Genomic DNA, 16,739 nt, shown 5'->3' with positions numbered 1-16,739 from the left:
TACGTTCCTGCCAGTTCGAAGGGGGGCCCGACATGGCGAAGCTGAACCAGATCATCGCGGTCGAGAAGGGTGTCAAGAGCAAGTCGCTCCAGGACATCAACGCCGCGCACGCCAAGGTGCAGAAGCCGGCGCTGCTGGCCGGTATCTCGCGCACGTACCAGCCGAAGGACGAGGAGGGCGAGCAGTTGCCGCCCGAGTCCACGCGGGTGCAGGTGCAGGGCGAGGACGTGCTGCGGGAGATGGCCGCCTCGCTGACGCGGCTGTTCGACGTGACCGCGACGAAGGACTGGGCGAACTGCACGGCCCGCGCGGACGTCACCGTCGACGGACGGACGATCGTCGCCGACGTGCCCGTCAGCTACCTGCTCTTCCTGGAGAAGCAGCTCGCCGACCTGCACACCTTCGTCAAGAAGCTGCCCACCCTCGACGCCGCCGAGTCCTGGTCCCACGACCCGTCCACGGACTGGTGGAAGACCGACCCGGTGCGCACGATCCGTACGAAGAAGGTCCCCCGCAACCACGTCAAGGCGGAGGCGACCGAGAAGCACCCGGCGCAGGTCGAGGTGTACTACGAGGACGTGCCCATCGGATACTGGACCACCGTGAAGTTCTCCGGCGCGCTGCCCGCGCGGCGGGTGAACGAGCTGGTGGAGCGGGTGGAGAAGCTCCAGCAGGCCGTGAAGTTCGCCCGTGAGGAGGCCAACGGCGCCGAGGTCACCGACCGGCGGGTCGGGGACGCGGTGTTCGGCTACCTGTTCGGCTGACGCCGGACACGGTGGCCGTCATGATCGCCCCCGCGTGCGAGCGCGGGGGTGCGCGACCAGCGCGGGCCGGGTGAGGACCGGTTCGCGTCAGGAGCGCAAGCTGACACTGAAGTTCAGCCTGAAGAAGCGGTGGCAGTGAAGGTTCGAGTCCTTCCCCCGGCACAACAGCCCGACAGCGGGCCGGGGTGGCCCAACATGGCAGAGGCAGCCGCGGTCAATCTCAGACTCTCGCTCCAGTCTCAGCATCGCCGCCGATCGCCGGATCGACCGGGGACGGACGAACGCCGTCGGATGCGAGTTCGACTCTCGCCTGCGCCTCTTGCCTGGCGCGGTAGTTCAAAGGAAGAACACGACGGCATGATGACTGATCCGTCCTCTTAAACGCCGCCGGCGTGCGCAATTGGGTGGCATCCCCAGGGGCCCGGGAGCTGGATACGACTCCCGGGCTCCGCCACGTCCGGCGACCCGCGACGGGCCCGTTCCGGCCACCACGGGGTCACCCTGGCCGACCGGCTGCGCGACCCCCCCGGCCACGAGGGCTGAACGGTCACGGGCCCGCCCGGGGCGGTGTCCGGTCGTCGGGTCACCTCGCCGGAGGTGACCCGACGAAGTGCGTCACCCTTGGGCGGGCAGGTCCGCCATCGCCTCCGTCAGGCAGGCGACCGGATCTTCCTCCATGACGCAGGTGACGAGCGGTTCGAGGAGCTCGAGGAGTTCGGGGAGTTCAGGGAGTTCGGAGAGCTCGGGAAGTTCGGAGAGCTCGGGAAGTTCGGAGAGTTCGGGGAGCTCACCGCTGGAGACCCCCTCCGGGAAGTCGAGGTGTTCCAGTAGCAGGGGTGCTCGGTCGAGCAGTCCGAGGAAGCAGTCACCGATGTCCTCGGGTGCCTCCGCCTCGGGGCAGAGCGAACCGCCGAGCAGCTGCGGATGCCGGGCCAGAACGCGGTCCAGGGCCGTACGGACGGCCTTCTCGCCGGCCTTCATCACGGCGGGGTCCGGGACGGCCAGCTCGGTCTCGGGGAAGATCCAGTGGCCGATGCCGCTGCCGTCGCGCCCGTGGTCCTGTGCGGTCTTCTCGATCGCCTTGGCGTTGGCCCCGAAGAGGACCCACCATTTCGTTCCGTCGCCGTAGTGGTCGGCGGCGATCTCCCACAAGGTGTTTCCGCTCGCCACGGTATGGGTCTCGTGGCGCGTCGTCCGGTCCTTCGCGTGCCCGGCCGGCCGGTGCCGCTGGGCCGGGTCCTCCGTGGCCGCCGCCTGACTCGTGGCCGACAGCATCGAGACGGCCGCCAGGCCGCTGATGAGGGGCAGAGCCAGACCGCGGCGGCGTATGTGCCGCATGTGTCGCCTCCCGAGGTGAACGCATACTGTGACAAACCCTCACGCTAGGTCGCGGTGCGTGGTGCGGCGCGGTCACTGAGCCGGTCGGCCCCGTTCGTCGATCCCCTTCGGGTGAACCTTCGGCCGTTCCCGACTATCGGCGGCATGGCCCGGACGCAGGCACTGAGGTCCGGGCCTCTCTTCCGTTCACCCCGGTCCCGGTCCCGGTCGGGCCGCCGGCCGGGCGAAGGGGCCGAAGGCGACCGAAGGTGTCCAGGCCGGTCCAGGTGTCCGCTTCAGTCGCCGAGCGAGCGTCGCCGCACCCGCTCCAGGTGGCCGGTGAAGACCTCGCGGGCGTCGGGGGTGAGGGTGCGCAGGGCGATCAGCGCCGTGAGGGCGACGTCGCACAGTTCCGCCTGGACGTCGTCCCAGGTGTGCGTGGTGCCCTTGCGCGGGTTCTGGCCGGTCGCGCCGATCACCGCCTCGGCGACCTCGCCGACCTCCTCGGACAGTTTGATGATCCGCAGCAGCAGGCCCTCCCGGCCGTCGGCCGGACGGTTGGCGTCCAGCCAGCCGCACAGGTCGTCGACGGAGTCCCAGAGGCCGGCGGCCGGGGGAGGGGGCGGGGGCAGGTGGTCGCTCATGGGCGCCGAGCCTGGCACACGCCACTGACAGGCCCCGCCGCCGAGGCCGAGCGGATCCCCGCCGCCCGGTGGTGAGCCCCGTAGCGAGCCCGGCCGTTTCGCGCGGCAGCCGTTCCCCCACCGGCGCGCATCCGCGGTCCCGCGCGGGTCCCCCCGCCCCGGTGGCATGGAACGGCTGCCGCCTCCTCCCCCTGGACATGGTCTGCGGAAGCCGCCCGATCCAACTGTGAAGCTTCGGTGGAGGAGAGTTGAGCACGATTCCGCTACCGGCCGCAATGGTGCGGACGTTCGACATCCGTTTGTGCGGGGTGAGCACACGGGCCGCGCTCGGTCCCGGCGTGCGGGTGAACCGGGGTCCGGGCAGGCTGCCCGGACCCCGGCCGGCGGGTGTCGCTCAGCGGGTCTCGCCGGGGTAGCGGACACCGACGCGGTCCCGGATCGCGTCGAGGGTCCGCATCACGGCGAGGGTGCCGTCGAGCGGGACCAGCGGGGACTCGGTCTCGCCGGCCCGCAGGGCCCGCATCACCTCGGCGGCCTCGTGCCGGAAGCTGTCGCGGGGGCCGTCGGCCGGGTCGGCCGTGAACTCCTCCGGGTCACGGCCGTCCCGGTGCAGCACGAACCGCTCCGGGAAGAAGAAGCCGGACGGAATGTCGATGCGGCCCTGCGAACCGGTGATCGAGGCGTAGGTCGCCGTACCGCCCACGATGGAGCAGTGCACCGAAGCGAGAGCGCCGCTCTCCCACGAGAGCAGTGCCCCCGTCTGGAGATCGACACCCTCCTCCGAGAGCATCGCCCGCGCCGTGACGTCCGACGGCTCCCCGAGCAGCAACTGCGCGAACGACACCGGGTACACGCCCAGGTCCAGCAGGGCGCCCCCGCCCAGCGCCGGGTCCCGCAGCCGGTGCGACGCCGGGAACGGGCCCGAGAGGCCGAAGTCCGCCTGCACATGGCGCACCTCGCCGATCGCGCCGTCGTCGACCAGTGCCTTCAGCCGCCGCACCATCGGATGGCAGTACGTCCACATGGCCTCCATCAGGAAGCGTCCGCCGCCCCGCGCCAGCGCGACCAGCTCCTCCGCCTCCCGCGTGTTCAGCGTGAACGGCTTCTCGCACAGCACGTTCCGCCCGGACTCCAGCATCAGTCCGGCCGCCGCGCGGTGCGCCGTGTGCGGAGTGGCGACGTAGACGACGTCGACCTCCTCGTCGAGCGCCAGCGACGCCCAGTCGCCGTACGCCCGCGGTATCCCGAACCGCTCGGCGAAAGCCTTCGCCGGCCCCGCCGACCGCGACGCCACCGCCACGACCTCCGCGTCCGGCACGTCCGCCAGGTCCGCAGTGAACCTCGCGGCGATTCCCCCGGTCGCCAGAATGCCCCAGCGCACCTTCTGCTCCGTCATGCGTCCCACCCTGCTCGTGTCGTTCGTCACATAGTGAACGAATGTCGATGGAAGCGCTCCCATGACATCGCCGTTGACGCCGAGCACTCCGTACGAGCTGAGAGCATAGGGAGCCGATGGCGTGAAAAGGGAGGGGCCACATGCCCGAGGGTGGGGCGTCCATATCGAACTCAGCGGTGAATCCGGCAGCGACCTCGGCGGCGGACCCGGCACGGAAACAGGACAGGACACCGGACCCGGCCCCGACGGCGGCCGAGGCGGCGCTCCGCGCGACCACGGCCGCGACCGCGGCCACGACCGCCGGCCGCCGTACCAGCCTCCTGGTCACGCTCGTACTCGGCGGCCTGACCGCCACACCGCCCCTGGCGATGGACATGTACCTCCCCGCCCTGCCGGAGGTCACCCGGTCCCTGCACGCGCCCGCCGCCACCGTCCAGCTCACGCTCACCGCCTGCCTGGCCGGCATGGCGCTCGGACAGATGGTGGTCGGCCCGATGAGCGACCGGTGGGGCCGCCGCCGGCCCCTGCTCATCGGCCTCGCGGTCTACGTCGTCGCCACCGCGCTGTGCGCCTTCGCGCCCACCGTCGAACTCCTCGTCGCCTTCCGGCTGGCGCAGGGCCTCGCGGGCGCGGCCGGGATCGTCATCGCGCGGGCGGTCGCCCGTGACCTGTACGACGGCGTGGCCATGGCCCGCTTCTTCTCGACCCTCATGCTGATCTCCGGGGTCGCGCCGATCGTGGCGCCGCTCATCGGCGGACAGATCCTGCGGGTGACGGACTGGCGGGGCGTGTTCGTCGTCCTGACCGTCGTCGGGGCGCTGCTGACGGCCGTCGTCTGGGCGAAGCTGCCGGAGACGCTGGCGCCCGCCGACCGGCACGGCGGCGGGATCGGCGACGTGCTCGGCTCGATGCGCGGCCTGCTCGCCGACCGCGCCTTCACCGGCTACATGCTCGCCGGCGGTTTCGCCTTCGCGTCGCTCTTCGCGTACGTCGCGGCCTCCCCGTTCGTCATCCAGGAGATCTACGGCGCCTCCCCGCAGACCTTCAGCCTGCTGTTCGGGCTCAACTCCATCGGCCTGATGATCATGGGGCAGGTCAACGGCAAGATCCTGGTCGGCCGGGTCCGGCTGGACAAGGCGCTCGGCCTGGGGCTCGCCGTCGTGGTCGTCGCGTCGGTCGCGCTGCTGCTGATGTCGCTGGGCGTGTTCGGCGAGGCCGGACTGGTGCCCATGGCCGCCGCGCTGTTCGTGCTGATGTCCGCGATGGGCATCACCCTGCCGAACACGCAGACGCTCGCCCTGATGCGCACCCGGCACGCCGCCGGCTCCGCGTCGGCACTGCTCGGCACGAGCTCCTTCCTCATCGGCGCGATCGCCTCCCCGCTGGTCGGGATCGCCGGGGAGGACACCGCCGTCCCGATGGCCGTCGTCCAGCTCGTCGCCGCCCTCGTGGCGCTGGCCTGCTTCCTGGGAATGTGCCGTCCGCGCGACGGATGGGCCGGTGCGAAGGGCGGGGGCGTCTGAGCGCGCCGCGACTGCGCGACGGCACACCGGAACGGGCCGGGCTCGACGCGCGGGAACTCCGTCACCTGGTCCGGGAGGTCCACGCCCGCACCGACGGCGAGCGGCCCTGGGCGGCGGGCGCCGTCGTGGTCGTCGGGCGCGGCCCGGTGCTCGCCGTGCGGGAGGCGGCGGGCTGGGCCGTGCGCTACGCGGCGTACGACGAGGAGACGGACACCCCGGTCGAACTGCCGCCGGCCGAACGCGTCCCGATGACCGTGGACACCCCCTTCGACCTGGCGTCCCTGACCAAACTGTTCACCTCGGTGGCGGCGGTGCAGCAGATCGAACGGCGCACCCTGGGCATCGACGCGCGCGTGGGCGCCTACCTGCCGGACTTCACCGGGGCGGCGCGCCACGGGACCACCGTCCGCCAGTTGCTCACCCACACCTCCGGGCTGCGCCCCGAACTCCCGCTGTACGACTGCGCCGACGACGCCCGGCGGCTGGCGCTGCTGCGCGCGGAGCGGCCCGTCGGGGCGCCCGGCACGTACCGCTACTCCGACCTCAACATGCTGCTGCTCCAGCACGTCCTGGAACGCGTCACCGGCCGCACGCTCGACGTCCTCGTGCGCGACGGCATCACCCGGCCGCTCGGCATGACCGCGACCGGCTTCGGGCCGTGCCCGTCCGCGGCGGCGACGGAGGACCAGCGGCGGCCGTGGGCCAAGGCGGACCGGGGGATGCTGCGGGGCGAGGTGCACGACGAGAACGCGTGGGCGCTGGGCGGGGTGGCGGGCCACGCGGGGCTGTTCTCCACGGCCGGGGATCTGGCGGTCTTCTGCCGCACGCTGCTGGCGGGCGGCTCGTACGGTCCCGCCCGCATCCTCGGTCCCGACTACGTGGACCTGCTGTTCACCCCGCCCGGCCTGGGCTTCGCCCTGGACCAGCCATGGTTCATGGGGGAGCTGGCGGGGCGGGGGGCCGCGGGCCACACGGGTTTCACGGGCACGTCCCTGGTCCTGGACCGGGCCACGGACACGTACGTGATCCTTCTGGCCAACGCGGTCCATCCGCGCCGTTCCCCGACGCCGGACAACACGCTCAGGGCGGGGGTGGCTACGCGGGTGGCTCGTGCGGTGAGAGGGATGTGAGCGGTGCTCTCGAATGTGAGCGTCGCTCACCTGAGTGAGTACTGCCCTTTGATGTGAGCATTGCTCTCTGATGTGAGCGCCGTCCCCGAATGCGAGCGGCGCTCCGCCCCCGTCCGGCCTCGTAGAATCGCCGGGTGAACGCCCCCGCCCCGCTGCCCGCCGCCGACACCCTCCGTACCGCCCTCGCCGGGCTGCTCGACGGGATTCCGGCGCGGCAGGCCGCGCAGGCCGTCGAGCGGCTGATCGCCACGTACCGGGGCGCGACCCCGACCGAGGCGCCGATCCTGCGGGACCGGGCCGACGTGGCCGCGTACGCCGCCTACCGGATGCCCGCGACGTTCGAGGCGGTGCGCTCCGCGCTGGAGGCGTTCGCGGACGCCGTGCCCGGATGGGTGCCCGGCGATCACGTGGACGTCGGCGGCGGCACCGGCGCGGCGGCCTGGGCGGTGAGCGCGACCTGGGACGGGGAGCGCCCCGTGACCGTCCTCGACTGGGCCGAGCCCGCCCTCGCCCTCGGCCGGGAACTCGCCGCCGCCCACCCCGTCCTGCGCGGCGCCCGCTGGCACCGCTCTCGTATCGGATCAGCGCTCACCATCGAGAGCACCGATCTCGTCACCGTCTCCTACGTCCTCAACGAGCTCGCCGCCCCCGACCGTGCCGCCCTCGTCGACGCCGCGGCCACCGCCGCGCAGGCCGTCGTGATCGTCGAACCCGGCACCCCCGACGGCTACGCCCGCGTCATCGAGGCCCGCGACCGCCTGGTCTCCGCCGGCTTCCACGTCGCCGCCCCCTGCCCGCACAGCGCCGCCTGCCCCATCGCCCCCGGCACGGACTGGTGCCACTTCTCCGCGCGGGTCAGCCGTTCCTCCCTGCACCGCCAGGTCAAGGGCGGTTCCCTCGCCTACGAGGACGAGAAGTTCAGCTACGTCGCCGCCACCCGCCTCCCGGTCGCCCCGGCCCCCGCCCGCGTCGTCCGCAAGCCGCAGATCCGCAAGGGCCAGGTCCTCCTCGACCTGTGCGAGAAGGACCCGGCCCTGCGCCGCACCACCGTCACCAAACGCCACGGCGACCTCTACCGGGCGGCCCGTGACACCTACTGGGGCGACCCCTGGCCGCCCGCCGACGCCTGATCCGGCGCCGCGCCACCCTCCTCCCGCTGCTCCTTCAGCCTGCGCAGCAGCTCCCGCTTCTGCGCCTGGGCGTCGACACCGCCGCCGCCGATCCGGCCTCCGCGTCCGCCCCCGCGCAGGGCCTTGCGGCCCAGGTGCTGCCGGGTCCCGCCGACGCCCAGCATGTTTCCGGCTCCGCCTCGGGTCATGACACTCTCCTCTGATCAATACGAGACGTATCGTCTCGCCTTCGGGTGCTTCCACTGTCCGGCGAGACGCACCGTCTTGTCAACTGGTAAATTCGACCCATGTCCGCGAACCAGTCCGCACCCGACGTCACCCGCCGCAGCGAGCGCTCCCGGCGGGCCATCTACGACGCCGCCCTCGCCCTGGTCGCCGAGGTCGGCTACCCGAAGACCACCATCGAGGGCATCGCCTCCCGCGCCGGCGTCGGCAAGCAGACGATCTACCGATGGTGGTCCTCGAAGGCGGACGTCCTCCTCGAAGCCTTCCTCGACCTGGGCGAGCAGGCCGCACAGGCCGCCGGCCAGGCCCCGTACGCCTTCCCGGACACCGGCGACCTCGCCGCCGACCTCAAGCACGTCCTGCGCGCCACGGTCGACGAACTGCGCGACCCCGCCCTCCAGGCCCCCTACCGCGCCCTGGCCGCCGAAGGCGTCGTCAACGAGGAACTCGGCCGCGAATTCGTCGCCAAGCTGCTGGAACCCCAGCTCCAGCTCTACGTCGAGCGCCTGCGCTCCGCCCAGGACGCCGGGGACGTCCGCCCCGACGCCGACCCGCGCATCGCCCTGGAACTCTTCGTCTCCCCCCTCGCCCAGCGCTGGCTCCAGCACACGGGCCCGATCACCTACGACTACACCGACACCCTCGTCGACTACGCCCTCAACGGCATCGCCCCCCGCTGACCGCACCGGACCGCACCGCACCGGGCGGCCGGCGCCCTCACCGCCCCGGCGCCGCGCTCACCCTCCCCGGCACCCGCGACGGATGCCGGGCCAACCGCCCCGGCGCGTCCGTGATGATGCCGTTGCAGCCCAGGGCCAGGGCACGGTCGCGCTGGCCCGGGGTGACGACCGTGTGGGCCCACACCCGGGGGACGCCGGAGCGCACCGCGCGCCGCAGGTCGGCGTCCCGCGCCTTGACGTCGACGTCGAGCAGGTCGACGTAGGAGCGCCACCGCCCGGGCCGGTCGGTGCGCATCTGGCGGGCCGAGCGCCACAGCTGGGTCAGCAGGCCCAGACGGTGGACGCGGCGGGCGACCCCGGGGTCGTTGGTGTTCACGAACACCGAGCGGGTCAGCCCGCGGGCACGGATCAGCGCGGCCAGCCGCTCCACACCGCGCGGATCCTTCGCCTCCAGCATCAGCACGATCCGCCCGCCGAACCGGTCCAGCACCTCGGCGACCGTCGGCGGCCGCTCCGAGCGCCAGCTCCCCGGCAGCCGGTCGCGCGGACGCAGCCGTACGCCCCGCCACTCCCCGGCGTCGAGACCGCGCACCTCGCCGCCCAGGAAGGTCGTACGGTTCAGGGTCGCGTCGTGGAAGACCACCGGCGTGCCGTCCCGCAGCACCCGCGTGTCGAAGTCCAGCACCTGCGCCGTACCGCGCCGGAACGCCGCCATCAGCCCCGACATGCTGTTCTCCGGCACCTCGCGCGCCCCGCCCCGGTGGGCGACGTACGGGACGCGCGGCAGCGAGTCCACCGTCAGCGGCCCGCCGCCCCACTCCAGCGGCCCCGGAGGACCTGTGAGGGCCAGCGCGACCACGGAGGCCACGGCCGCCAGGCCCGTCGACGCGACACATGTGACCATGACGACCACGGTAGGTCCGCACAGCGTCGCGGGCCGCCCGACGGCACCCGAAACGGTGCACCCGCCCGCGCCGCGCACGCACCTTTCACCACCCCTCGTCCCCTCGATGCTCCCTCGCCCCACCTGCGTAGATTGTGCGCTCCGGCCCCCCGGCGCGCGCGATCGTGGGACCATGGGGCATGCTGTGGGGCACGACGGCGAGGCGAGGGGATAGATGAGCGCGGAGTTCGGCGGCCGGACCGGCCGACAGGGCAGGCTCTCCCAGTGGCTGCGCGGACGCCGCCCGAAGGAGGCCGCCGACGAGGGCGGCCGCGAGGCCCTGCTGCTCGCCGCCGCCGAAGCGGGACTGCCGCTCGCGCCCGCCGCCCACCCCGCCGCCGGATACGGCTGCTCCTGCGACCGCGTCGGCTGTCCCACCCCCGCCCGGCACCCGGTGTCGTTCGCCTGGCAGACGCAGTCCACCACCGACCGCGCCCAGATCGAGCGCTGGGCCCGCCACCAGCCGCAGGCCAACTTCATCACCGCCACCGGCATGGTGCACGACGTCCTCGACGTCCCCCTCGACGCCGGCCGCGAGGCGCTCACCCGCCTCCTCGACGCCGGTGTCGAGGTCGGCCCCGTCGCCGAGAGCGACGACGGCCGCCTGCTGTTCTTCACCCTCACCCGCGGCACCCCCGAGGACGAGGACGAGTGGTGGCCGTGCGAGCTGGACTGCCACCCGGAGACCATGGACGAGCACCCCGGCCTGCGCTGGCACTGCCGCGGTTCCTACGTCCTCGTCCCGCCCGCCCGCCTCCCCGGCGACGACGGCCGGTCGGTGCACTGGGTACGCGGCCCCGAGCATCCGCTCCCGGACCCGCTGAGCCTGCTGGAGGTCCTCACCGACTCCTGCGCCCGCCACGCCGGCGAACAGCCCGACCACGCGGGCACGGCCTGGCCCCTGCGCCACTGACCCGGGCCGGGGCCTACTCGCCCTGCGCCGCCGTCAGCCCCTGGATCCGCCCCAGCACCTCCACCGCGCCGTCGCCGGCCGGATCCAGCACCACCTCGTTGGAGACGAACTCCATCGTCAGCGACTGCCGTATCTCCCCGGTCGTCAGCGCCAGCACGTCCTTGTTCGGCGTCGGCACCGACGCCCCGGCCGCCGCGGTCTGCTTCTCGAAGTGGCGGGTGGTGAAGAACACCAGCGCCCCGCCGTCCTTGGTGCGCAGCGCCAGCGGCGCGTGGTCGCCGTTCGTCAGCGGCTCGTCGATGTACTGCGTGGCCAGCCCCGGCCGTGACGACTTCTTCTCGCGCTGCGCCCGCCACTCGCTGGTGTACGGGCCCTCGGCGAAGGAGTCCCCGCCGTCCTTCAGGTACGTGACGTAGTCCTTGCTCAACTCGCCCGGTTCCACCGCCAGTCCGGCCGAGTTCGCGGGCACGGCCTCGGCCCACCCGTCCTGGTCGGTCTTGAACTCCGGTATGTCGTCCGGGGCGACCAGCGTCAGATACGCCGCCTCCCAGGTCTCGTCCAGCCCGTCGCGGGTGAACACCAGCAGCCAGCGCGACTCGCCGCCCTTGTTGCCGGCCGCGTCGGCGAGGAACCAGCGCGGCCAGCCGGCCTTCTTCGGGATGGTGAACTTCGCGTCCGTCAGCTCCAGCGGCGTGTGCGAGGCGTTGCCCTCCGGGCTGTTGGCCCGCCCGGCCTTCAGCCGTGCCTCGTCGATGTCGGCGAGGGCACCGGTGGTGCGGTCGGCGTCCAGGGAACTGTCGTACGCCTTGTCGGCCTCGTTGTACGCGGCCGTGAACTCCTCGAGGGCTTCGGCGGCTTCGGCGCGGGTGGTGGCCGGGAGCACCTCGCGCTCACCGTGCACCACCACACAGCCGCTCGCCGTCACCGACAGAGCGGTCACGAGCACGCACGTGCCGAGCCTGCGGAGCCTACGAGAGCCGAGATCCCTGCTCATCCGGTTCCCCTCACCTTCCCCTTCCCGGAGGCGAACCCTACCGGGGCGCGGAACGGCGCGAGCGCCGGGACCGGATCCAGCGGCCACACCGTGACCCGGAGGCCGGCCGTCGCCGCCGCTTCCCGGCGCACGGCCGCCGGGCACCCGCGGCGGGTGCCCGGCGGCCGTCGTTCACCTGTCACGCGGCGGTGTCACCAGGTGCCCGGCTCCGCGTACCAGGAGCGCCGCGGGGCGCCGAAGGTGCCGTCCTCCCCGGCGGGGAAGGTGAAGGCCCGGGTGGCACCCGTCGCGTAGTTGTACATGATCAGGATGTCCTCCCGCCCGTCGCCGTCCGCGTCGCCGGACACTGGCATGCCGGAGCTGCTGGCGTACCAGTTGCCCGTGCCGGACCGGTATCCCTCGACCGGCGCCTGGAAGCCGCCGTCCGTCTTCGCGAGGAAGGTGTGCAGCGAGGTGACGCCCTCGTCGTGCCGGTACATCACCGCGGCGTCGGCGCGCTTGTCGCCGTTGTAGTCGCCGCTGGTCAGCTCGACCCGGTCGCGTTCCCAGGCGCCGGGGCCGACGTTCCACGACTTCGAGTACCCGTTCAGGGTGCCGTCGGCCTTGGCGGTGAAGGTGAACAGCGCGGCGTCGCCGTCGGAGTAGCCGTAGAACGCGATGAGGTCGTCCCGGCCGTCGCCGTTGGCGTCGCCCATCGTGTAGTGGGCGTTCCTGGCCCACCACTTGCCGTCGCCGGTGTTGAGGCCGCGGACGAAGTCCTCGAAGCCGCCGTCGGGGCGGGCGAGGAACTTGTGCAGGCCCATCTGGCCGTCGTCGTAGTCGTAGACGGCGGTCAGGTCGTCCCGGCCGTCGCCGTTGACGTCACCGGCCTGGATCGTGACCGTGCGTTCCATGTACCACTTCTCGGGAGCCAGTTCGGCGCTCTTGAGGGTCTTCATGCCGCCGTCCTCCTGGGTGAGGAACGACCACATGGCGACCGAGCCGTTCGCGTACCCGTAGAAGGCGGCGACGTCGGTGAGCCCGTCGCCGTTGAAGTCGCCGGCGGTCCACTGGGCGCGGGCGGCGTCGAAGCTGCCCCGGTTGCTCGTCCAGACCTCCTTCGGCGGACGCACACCGCCGTCGGGTTCGGCGGTCAGGACGTGGATGCCGGTCGACGCGTTCCCGTAGTCGTAGACCGTGATCATGTCGGTGCGTCCGTCACCGTTCACATCACCGGAGAGGTCCGTCCGCAGGTGCGCGGTGCGGTCGTCCGGCTTGTGCTCGGTGGTCGTGCCGCTCGTACGGTTCCAGCGGACGTAGCCGTTCTCGAAGTCGGTCCGGGCACCGCCGGTGACCTGGTACTCGCCGGAGACGGGGAAACCCAGTGAACCGTTCTCCGACTTCAGCGACTCCCACTTGCGCAGGATCGCGTTGTGGACGGGCCACGCGCCGGTGGCCTTGCTCCAGTAGATGGCGGAGCTGTGCGTCTCCTCGTCGCGGAACCGGAACCGCTGGAAGGCGCCCGCCTTGGGCGTGGTGGCCTTCTCGTCGGCGATCGGGTAGCCGATCTCCTTCGGGCCGCCCAGTTCGAGGTAGCGGCCGTAGATGCCGCCCTGCACCGCGTACGCGCCGATTCCGTACACGTAGTAGATGCCGCTGCCCTTGCCGCCCTTGCTGAAGGTGTTGAACCGGCCGACGCCGTCACTGGTGGGACGCTCGTCGGAGGTCGGGTAGCCGAGGACGCCCGCCTCCCTGCCCAGTGCGTTCCACTTCGTCCAGATCGAGCCGTGGACCTCCCAGGCTCCTGTGTCCGGGCTCCAGTGGATCGACCGGTTGTCGGCCGTCGTACCGGGCGCCTGGAAGAGCGTGTACCGGCCGGTCCTGTCGGACGCGGTCACCACGTCGGTGTTCGGGTAGCCGAAGCCCTCGGGGCCGCCCAGCGCCTTGTACTTGGCGAGGATCGGGCCGCACAGCGTGTGCTTGCCGGTGGCCTTCGACTCGAAGGCCTCACAGGTGCCCCACGGGGTACCGCCGGTCACCAGCGGACGGGCCGGGCCGAAGGCGGAACCGTCGACGGGCGCCCGGCCGGGGAACTCGACCGCGTTGCCCTCCCCGTCCCGGGACCACAGGTCCGGGAACCCGTCGCCCTCGAAGTCGCCGTCGGTGGCGAGGTGCGGACGGGCGGAGCCGGTGAAGCCACTGCCGATGGACGTGGCGCGCGCGGCCGGGTCGGCGTACACGCTCAGGTCGGCCGCGGTGACGTCGTCCTGCACCGGGTTCTTCCGGCTGGTGTACTGGTGGATCGTGCCCTTCCGGGTGTCGCGGGCCCACAGTTCGGGCAGGCCGTCGTCGTTGAGGTCGCCGGGGGCGAGGAGCGTCATGTCCTGCCAGTCGGCGTTGCCGAGGGACACCGGCTCGACCTCGTCGATGAGCGGGCTGCCCTGACTGCCCAGGTAGAGCCAGAGCTCGGCGCCGGCCTTGACGAGCAGGTCGGGCGCGTCGTCGGCGTCGATCCCGCCGTCGGCGTTGTCGTCGTTGACGCTGCCGATCGACAGCACCTGGTCGGCGTTCCGCCAGTGGTTGGCGTCCTCGACGGCGACCTCCAGCGGCCAGCGACCGGTGTCGGCGCCCCCGAGCTCGCCGTCGCCGCGGTTCGTGTAGACCCACAGCTCCTTGACCCCGGGGTCCTCCAGGCCCGGCCGCAGGGCGACGAGGTCTTCGTAGTAGTCCTCGTTCCAGCTGCCGCGGTGGGTGAGCACCGCGTCGCCGAAGGACTCCTCGTCGGCCTGGCGGCCCACGCCGAACTTGCCGTTGCCCTGGCCCGGGTGGACCCACAGGGCACCGCTGCCCGGGTCGACGGACCACATGTCGACGGTGGTGTCGCCGTTGAGGTCACCGGGCCTGTCCCGCTCCGGGGCGCGCGTCGGATAGAAGAGGTACGTCCTCAGGTCGGACCGGTTGCCCGCGGCGTCGAGGCTGCGGACGTACAGGTACTGCGGGCCGGCGTTGAGCGGTGTGTAGGTCACCGGCTCCTTGGCGGGTCCTCCGGCCTTGGTGGCGTCCACGAACCTCTCCCGGGTGTCGGAGTCGGTCCACCAGACGTACCGGGTGACGTCGGCCACGCCTTCCGCGGTGAACTGGAACTTCCCCGCCGTGCGGGCCGGGTTGCCGTCCTGCTCCGCGGGGAACTCGGCCGAGGTCACGCCGGGAAGCTTCGAGGGCCGGGTCTTGTCGAAGGTGAAGCCGCACCGGCCGCCCCAGGGGCCGTTGGCGGTGCCGTCACTGGCCCTCACGTCCCACCAGTACGTGCCGGAGGCGAGGTTCTTGGCGGGGATGCGCAGACTGGCGACCGAGCCACGGCTCGCCTTGACCTTGGCGATCACGGGCGAGGAGTCGCCGTCCGGCGCGTAGCGGAACTCGGCGACGAGGTTGTTGTCCTCGGCGTCGTTCACCTTGGCACGCAGAGTGACGTAGTCGGTGGTGCCGAACGTGCCGCCGGTGCAGGGTACGGACGGGTCGGTGGACCGGCCGCTCGGCTTGGACGGAATCGTGTTCAGGTGCGTCGACACGCGCACCGAGTGCGGGTCGAACTTGCGCCACGAGACGTCGACCTGGGAACTCTTCGCGGACATGACGAAGGCCCACGAACCCCACTTCTCCTTGGCCGCCTTGCTGATCGCGTCGGTCACGTCGAATTCGACGAGCCCCGCCTTGTCGGCGGGGCAGTTGCGGCCGCCGAAGGATTCACCGGAGGAGTCCACCAGGGCGCCCCACGTGGGCTGCCTGTTCCAAGTGATGTTGGTGGGAAGGGCCTTGCCGATCGTACGGACCTGAACGGCGCCCGACTTGCAGGACCAGGAACCGGCATGGGTCTGCTTGATCCGGAGCGTCGAACGGATGATCTGTTTGCCCCAGGTGTTCGACGTGGACACCCGGAAATACGTGTTCGCCCGGACCGTTCCGCCGCGTTCGGTGTCATTGGCGACACCGACCCGCGCGAAATCGGAGATCGTGCCGCCGTTCCAGTAGACGGTGTCGTCGGAGCTGGCGTAGGCGGTGTGCTTGTACGCGATGGACCAGGCGTTCTTCCAGGCGTCCTTCGCCCACACGGGGTCGATGACGACCGGGAACACGGTGGCGGGGTCGTCCAGCAGCCGCTGGTCCGGGCGCAGGGTCAGGGAACGGTCCGTCAGCTCCACGCCGATGCCCGCCTGCCGGGAGCCCTCGGTCGCACCGGTCAGCGTCTCGGCGAGGGGACGCGGTGCCGGATCGGCGTCCGCGGCCGCGTGGACCGCGGACGCGGAGCGTGCCGCGCCGGCCTTCGCGGGTTCCTCCGCCGCCTTCGGTGTTTCCGCGGCCGGGTCCGCGGTGGGATCCGGGGCCGGGTCCGCGGTCGGGGCCTCGGATCCGGCCGAGTCCCACATCCGCGGTTGCGGCGCGGAGAAGACGGCCGTCCCGGTCGGGTCCACGGCCTCCAGACGGCCGTCCGCTCCGGCCTTCAGGTCGAGGCCCTTGCTCGAGTGGCCGAAGGTGACGGCGTCCAGTGCCGGGTTCTTGGCGGCCTCGGCGTTCTTCACCACGAGCGCGTGGGAGAAGGACTCCACGTCGGCGGTGACCGTGAGGTCGACGCCGGGCAGGACGTCGGGATAGGTGGCCGTGCGGCCGTCGAGGACCGGCTCGGGCAGTTCCCCCGGCCAGGTGAGGGAGATCTCCCGGCCGTCCCTGACCATGGTGGCGAAGGCCCCGTCACCGCCACCGGAGAACGAGACGGACATTCCCGTGGCCGCGGGCGCGATCCGGCCGTTCTCCGTCTCGGAAAGGCGGGTGTCCACGGGGACGAGCTTTCCGCCCTGGCGCACGCGGACCGGTATCAGCGCGCGTTCCACGGTGAACGTGCCGTCGGGGTTGGCGAACGTCTCGTCCGTTTCGGTGCGCGCGGACACGATCTCGACGCGCCGGTTGTCCTCCGCGGCCTTCTCGACGGCCGCGTCGGTCTCCTTGCGCAGATTCTCGGTGAGCGTGGTTCCGGTACGCTCCGGCGCTTTTTCCTCGGACGCCGTCGCGGTCGTCGGTGAAAGGGTCAGCATTCCCGCTGAAAGGG

Annotated in this window: 13 protein-coding genes and 1 pseudogene; 6 read left to right on the top strand and 8 right to left on the bottom strand. The window is 72.2% G+C overall.

What is annotated here, in order from left to right:
• The first annotated feature begins 32 nt into the window (after positions 1–32).
• Positions 33–764 carry a hypothetical protein gene (locus tag IH50_RS0109525; protein ID WP_030859330.1) on the top strand — a complete coding sequence of 244 codons (732 nt, stop codon included), beginning with the start codon at positions 33–35 and terminating at the stop codon, positions 762–764.
• A gap of 615 nt (positions 765–1,379) precedes the next feature.
• Here the strand turns inward: IH50_RS0109525 and IH50_RS0109520 are convergent.
• The 3 genes from IH50_RS0109520 to IH50_RS0109510 all read right to left on the bottom strand — a co-directional run bounded on the left by IH50_RS0109520 (position 1,380) and on the right by IH50_RS0109510 (position 4,121).
• A complete protein-coding gene (locus tag IH50_RS0109520; RefSeq protein ID WP_030859329.1) occupies positions 1,380–2,102 on the bottom strand; it encodes a LysM peptidoglycan-binding domain-containing protein in 723 nt (240 codons plus the stop codon).
• A 275-nt stretch (positions 2,103–2,377) separates the two neighbouring features.
• Positions 2,378–2,725 carry a MazG-like family protein gene (locus IH50_RS0109515; protein ID WP_030859328.1) on the bottom strand — a complete coding sequence of 116 codons (348 nt, stop codon included), beginning with the start codon at positions 2,723–2,725 and terminating at the stop codon, positions 2,378–2,380.
• A gap of 394 nt (positions 2,726–3,119) precedes the next feature.
• On the bottom strand, positions 3,120–4,121 hold the full coding sequence (locus IH50_RS0109510; RefSeq protein WP_030859327.1) for a Gfo/Idh/MocA family protein: 1,002 nt from the start codon (positions 4,119–4,121) through the stop codon (positions 3,120–3,122).
• 140 nt (positions 4,122–4,261) lie between these two features.
• Between IH50_RS0109510 and IH50_RS0109505 the strand changes: the two genes are divergently transcribed.
• The 3 genes from IH50_RS0109505 to IH50_RS0109495 all read left to right on the top strand — a co-directional run bounded on the left by IH50_RS0109505 (position 4,262) and on the right by IH50_RS0109495 (position 7,904).
• Entirely contained in the window at positions 4,262–5,644 is a 1,383-nt protein-coding gene (locus IH50_RS0109505) for a multidrug effflux MFS transporter (RefSeq protein ID WP_030859326.1), read from the top strand.
• The gene (locus tag IH50_RS0109500; RefSeq protein ID WP_030859325.1) at positions 5,614–6,774 is read left to right on the top strand and encodes a serine hydrolase domain-containing protein; all 1,161 of its coding nucleotides are present in this window, start codon (positions 5,614–5,616) and stop codon (positions 6,772–6,774) included. Before IH50_RS0109505 ends, IH50_RS0109500 begins: the two co-directional genes overlap by 31 nt.
• 134 nt (positions 6,775–6,908) lie before the next feature.
• On the top strand, positions 6,909–7,904 hold the full coding sequence (locus IH50_RS0109495) for a small ribosomal subunit Rsm22 family protein (protein ID WP_030859323.1): 996 nt from the start codon (positions 6,909–6,911) through the stop codon (positions 7,902–7,904).
• Here the strand turns inward: IH50_RS0109495 and IH50_RS37550 are convergent.
• The gene (locus IH50_RS37550; RefSeq protein ID WP_037872197.1) at positions 7,868–8,092 is read right to left on the bottom strand and encodes a DUF6243 family protein; all 225 of its coding nucleotides are present in this window, start codon (positions 8,090–8,092) and stop codon (positions 7,868–7,870) included. The genes IH50_RS0109495 and IH50_RS37550 overlap by 37 nt on opposite strands.
• Before the next feature lie 99 nt (positions 8,093–8,191).
• Here IH50_RS37550 and IH50_RS0109485 point away from each other — a divergent pair, with 99 nt between their 5' ends.
• On the top strand, positions 8,192–8,809 hold the full coding sequence (locus tag IH50_RS0109485) for a TetR/AcrR family transcriptional regulator (RefSeq protein WP_030859321.1): 618 nt from the start codon (positions 8,192–8,194) through the stop codon (positions 8,807–8,809).
• A gap of 37 nt (positions 8,810–8,846) precedes the next feature.
• On the opposite strand, the gene IH50_RS0109480 is transcribed toward IH50_RS0109485, so the two are convergent.
• Entirely contained in the window at positions 8,847–9,713 is an 867-nt protein-coding gene (locus IH50_RS0109480) for a glycerophosphodiester phosphodiesterase (RefSeq protein WP_030859320.1), read from the bottom strand.
• A 214-nt stretch (positions 9,714–9,927) separates the two neighbouring features.
• On the opposite strand from IH50_RS0109480, the gene IH50_RS0109475 reads away from it, so the two are divergent.
• Positions 9,928–10,665 (top strand): bifunctional DNA primase/polymerase, encoded by a 738-nt coding sequence (locus IH50_RS0109475; RefSeq protein ID WP_030859318.1) that lies wholly within the window; start codon positions 9,928–9,930, stop codon positions 10,663–10,665.
• A gap of 13 nt (positions 10,666–10,678) precedes the next feature.
• On the opposite strand, the gene IH50_RS0109470 is transcribed toward IH50_RS0109475, so the two are convergent.
• The 3 genes and pseudogenes from IH50_RS0109470 to IH50_RS0109465 form a co-directional block, all read right to left on the bottom strand.
• Positions 10,679–11,659 (bottom strand): hypothetical protein, encoded by a 981-nt coding sequence (locus IH50_RS0109470; protein ID WP_030859316.1) that lies wholly within the window; start codon positions 11,657–11,659, stop codon positions 10,679–10,681.
• Positions 11,634–11,760, bottom strand: a pseudogene (locus tag IH50_RS42475) (iron transporter); the annotation flags it as partial. The gene IH50_RS0109470 and the pseudogene IH50_RS42475, both read right to left, overlap by 26 nt.
• A gap of 90 nt (positions 11,761–11,850) precedes the next feature.
• The gene (locus tag IH50_RS0109465; RefSeq protein WP_030859315.1) at positions 11,851–16,725 is read right to left on the bottom strand and encodes an FG-GAP-like repeat-containing protein; all 4,875 of its coding nucleotides are present in this window, start codon (positions 16,723–16,725) and stop codon (positions 11,851–11,853) included.
• Positions 16,726–16,739: the final 14 nt, after the last annotated feature.

The sequence above is a fragment of the Streptomyces sp. NRRL S-37 genome (assembly GCF_000721605.1).
GTDB lineage: Bacteria > Actinomycetota > Actinomycetes > Streptomycetales > Streptomycetaceae > Streptomyces.
This window is presented reverse-complemented; position numbering and strand designations above follow the sequence as displayed.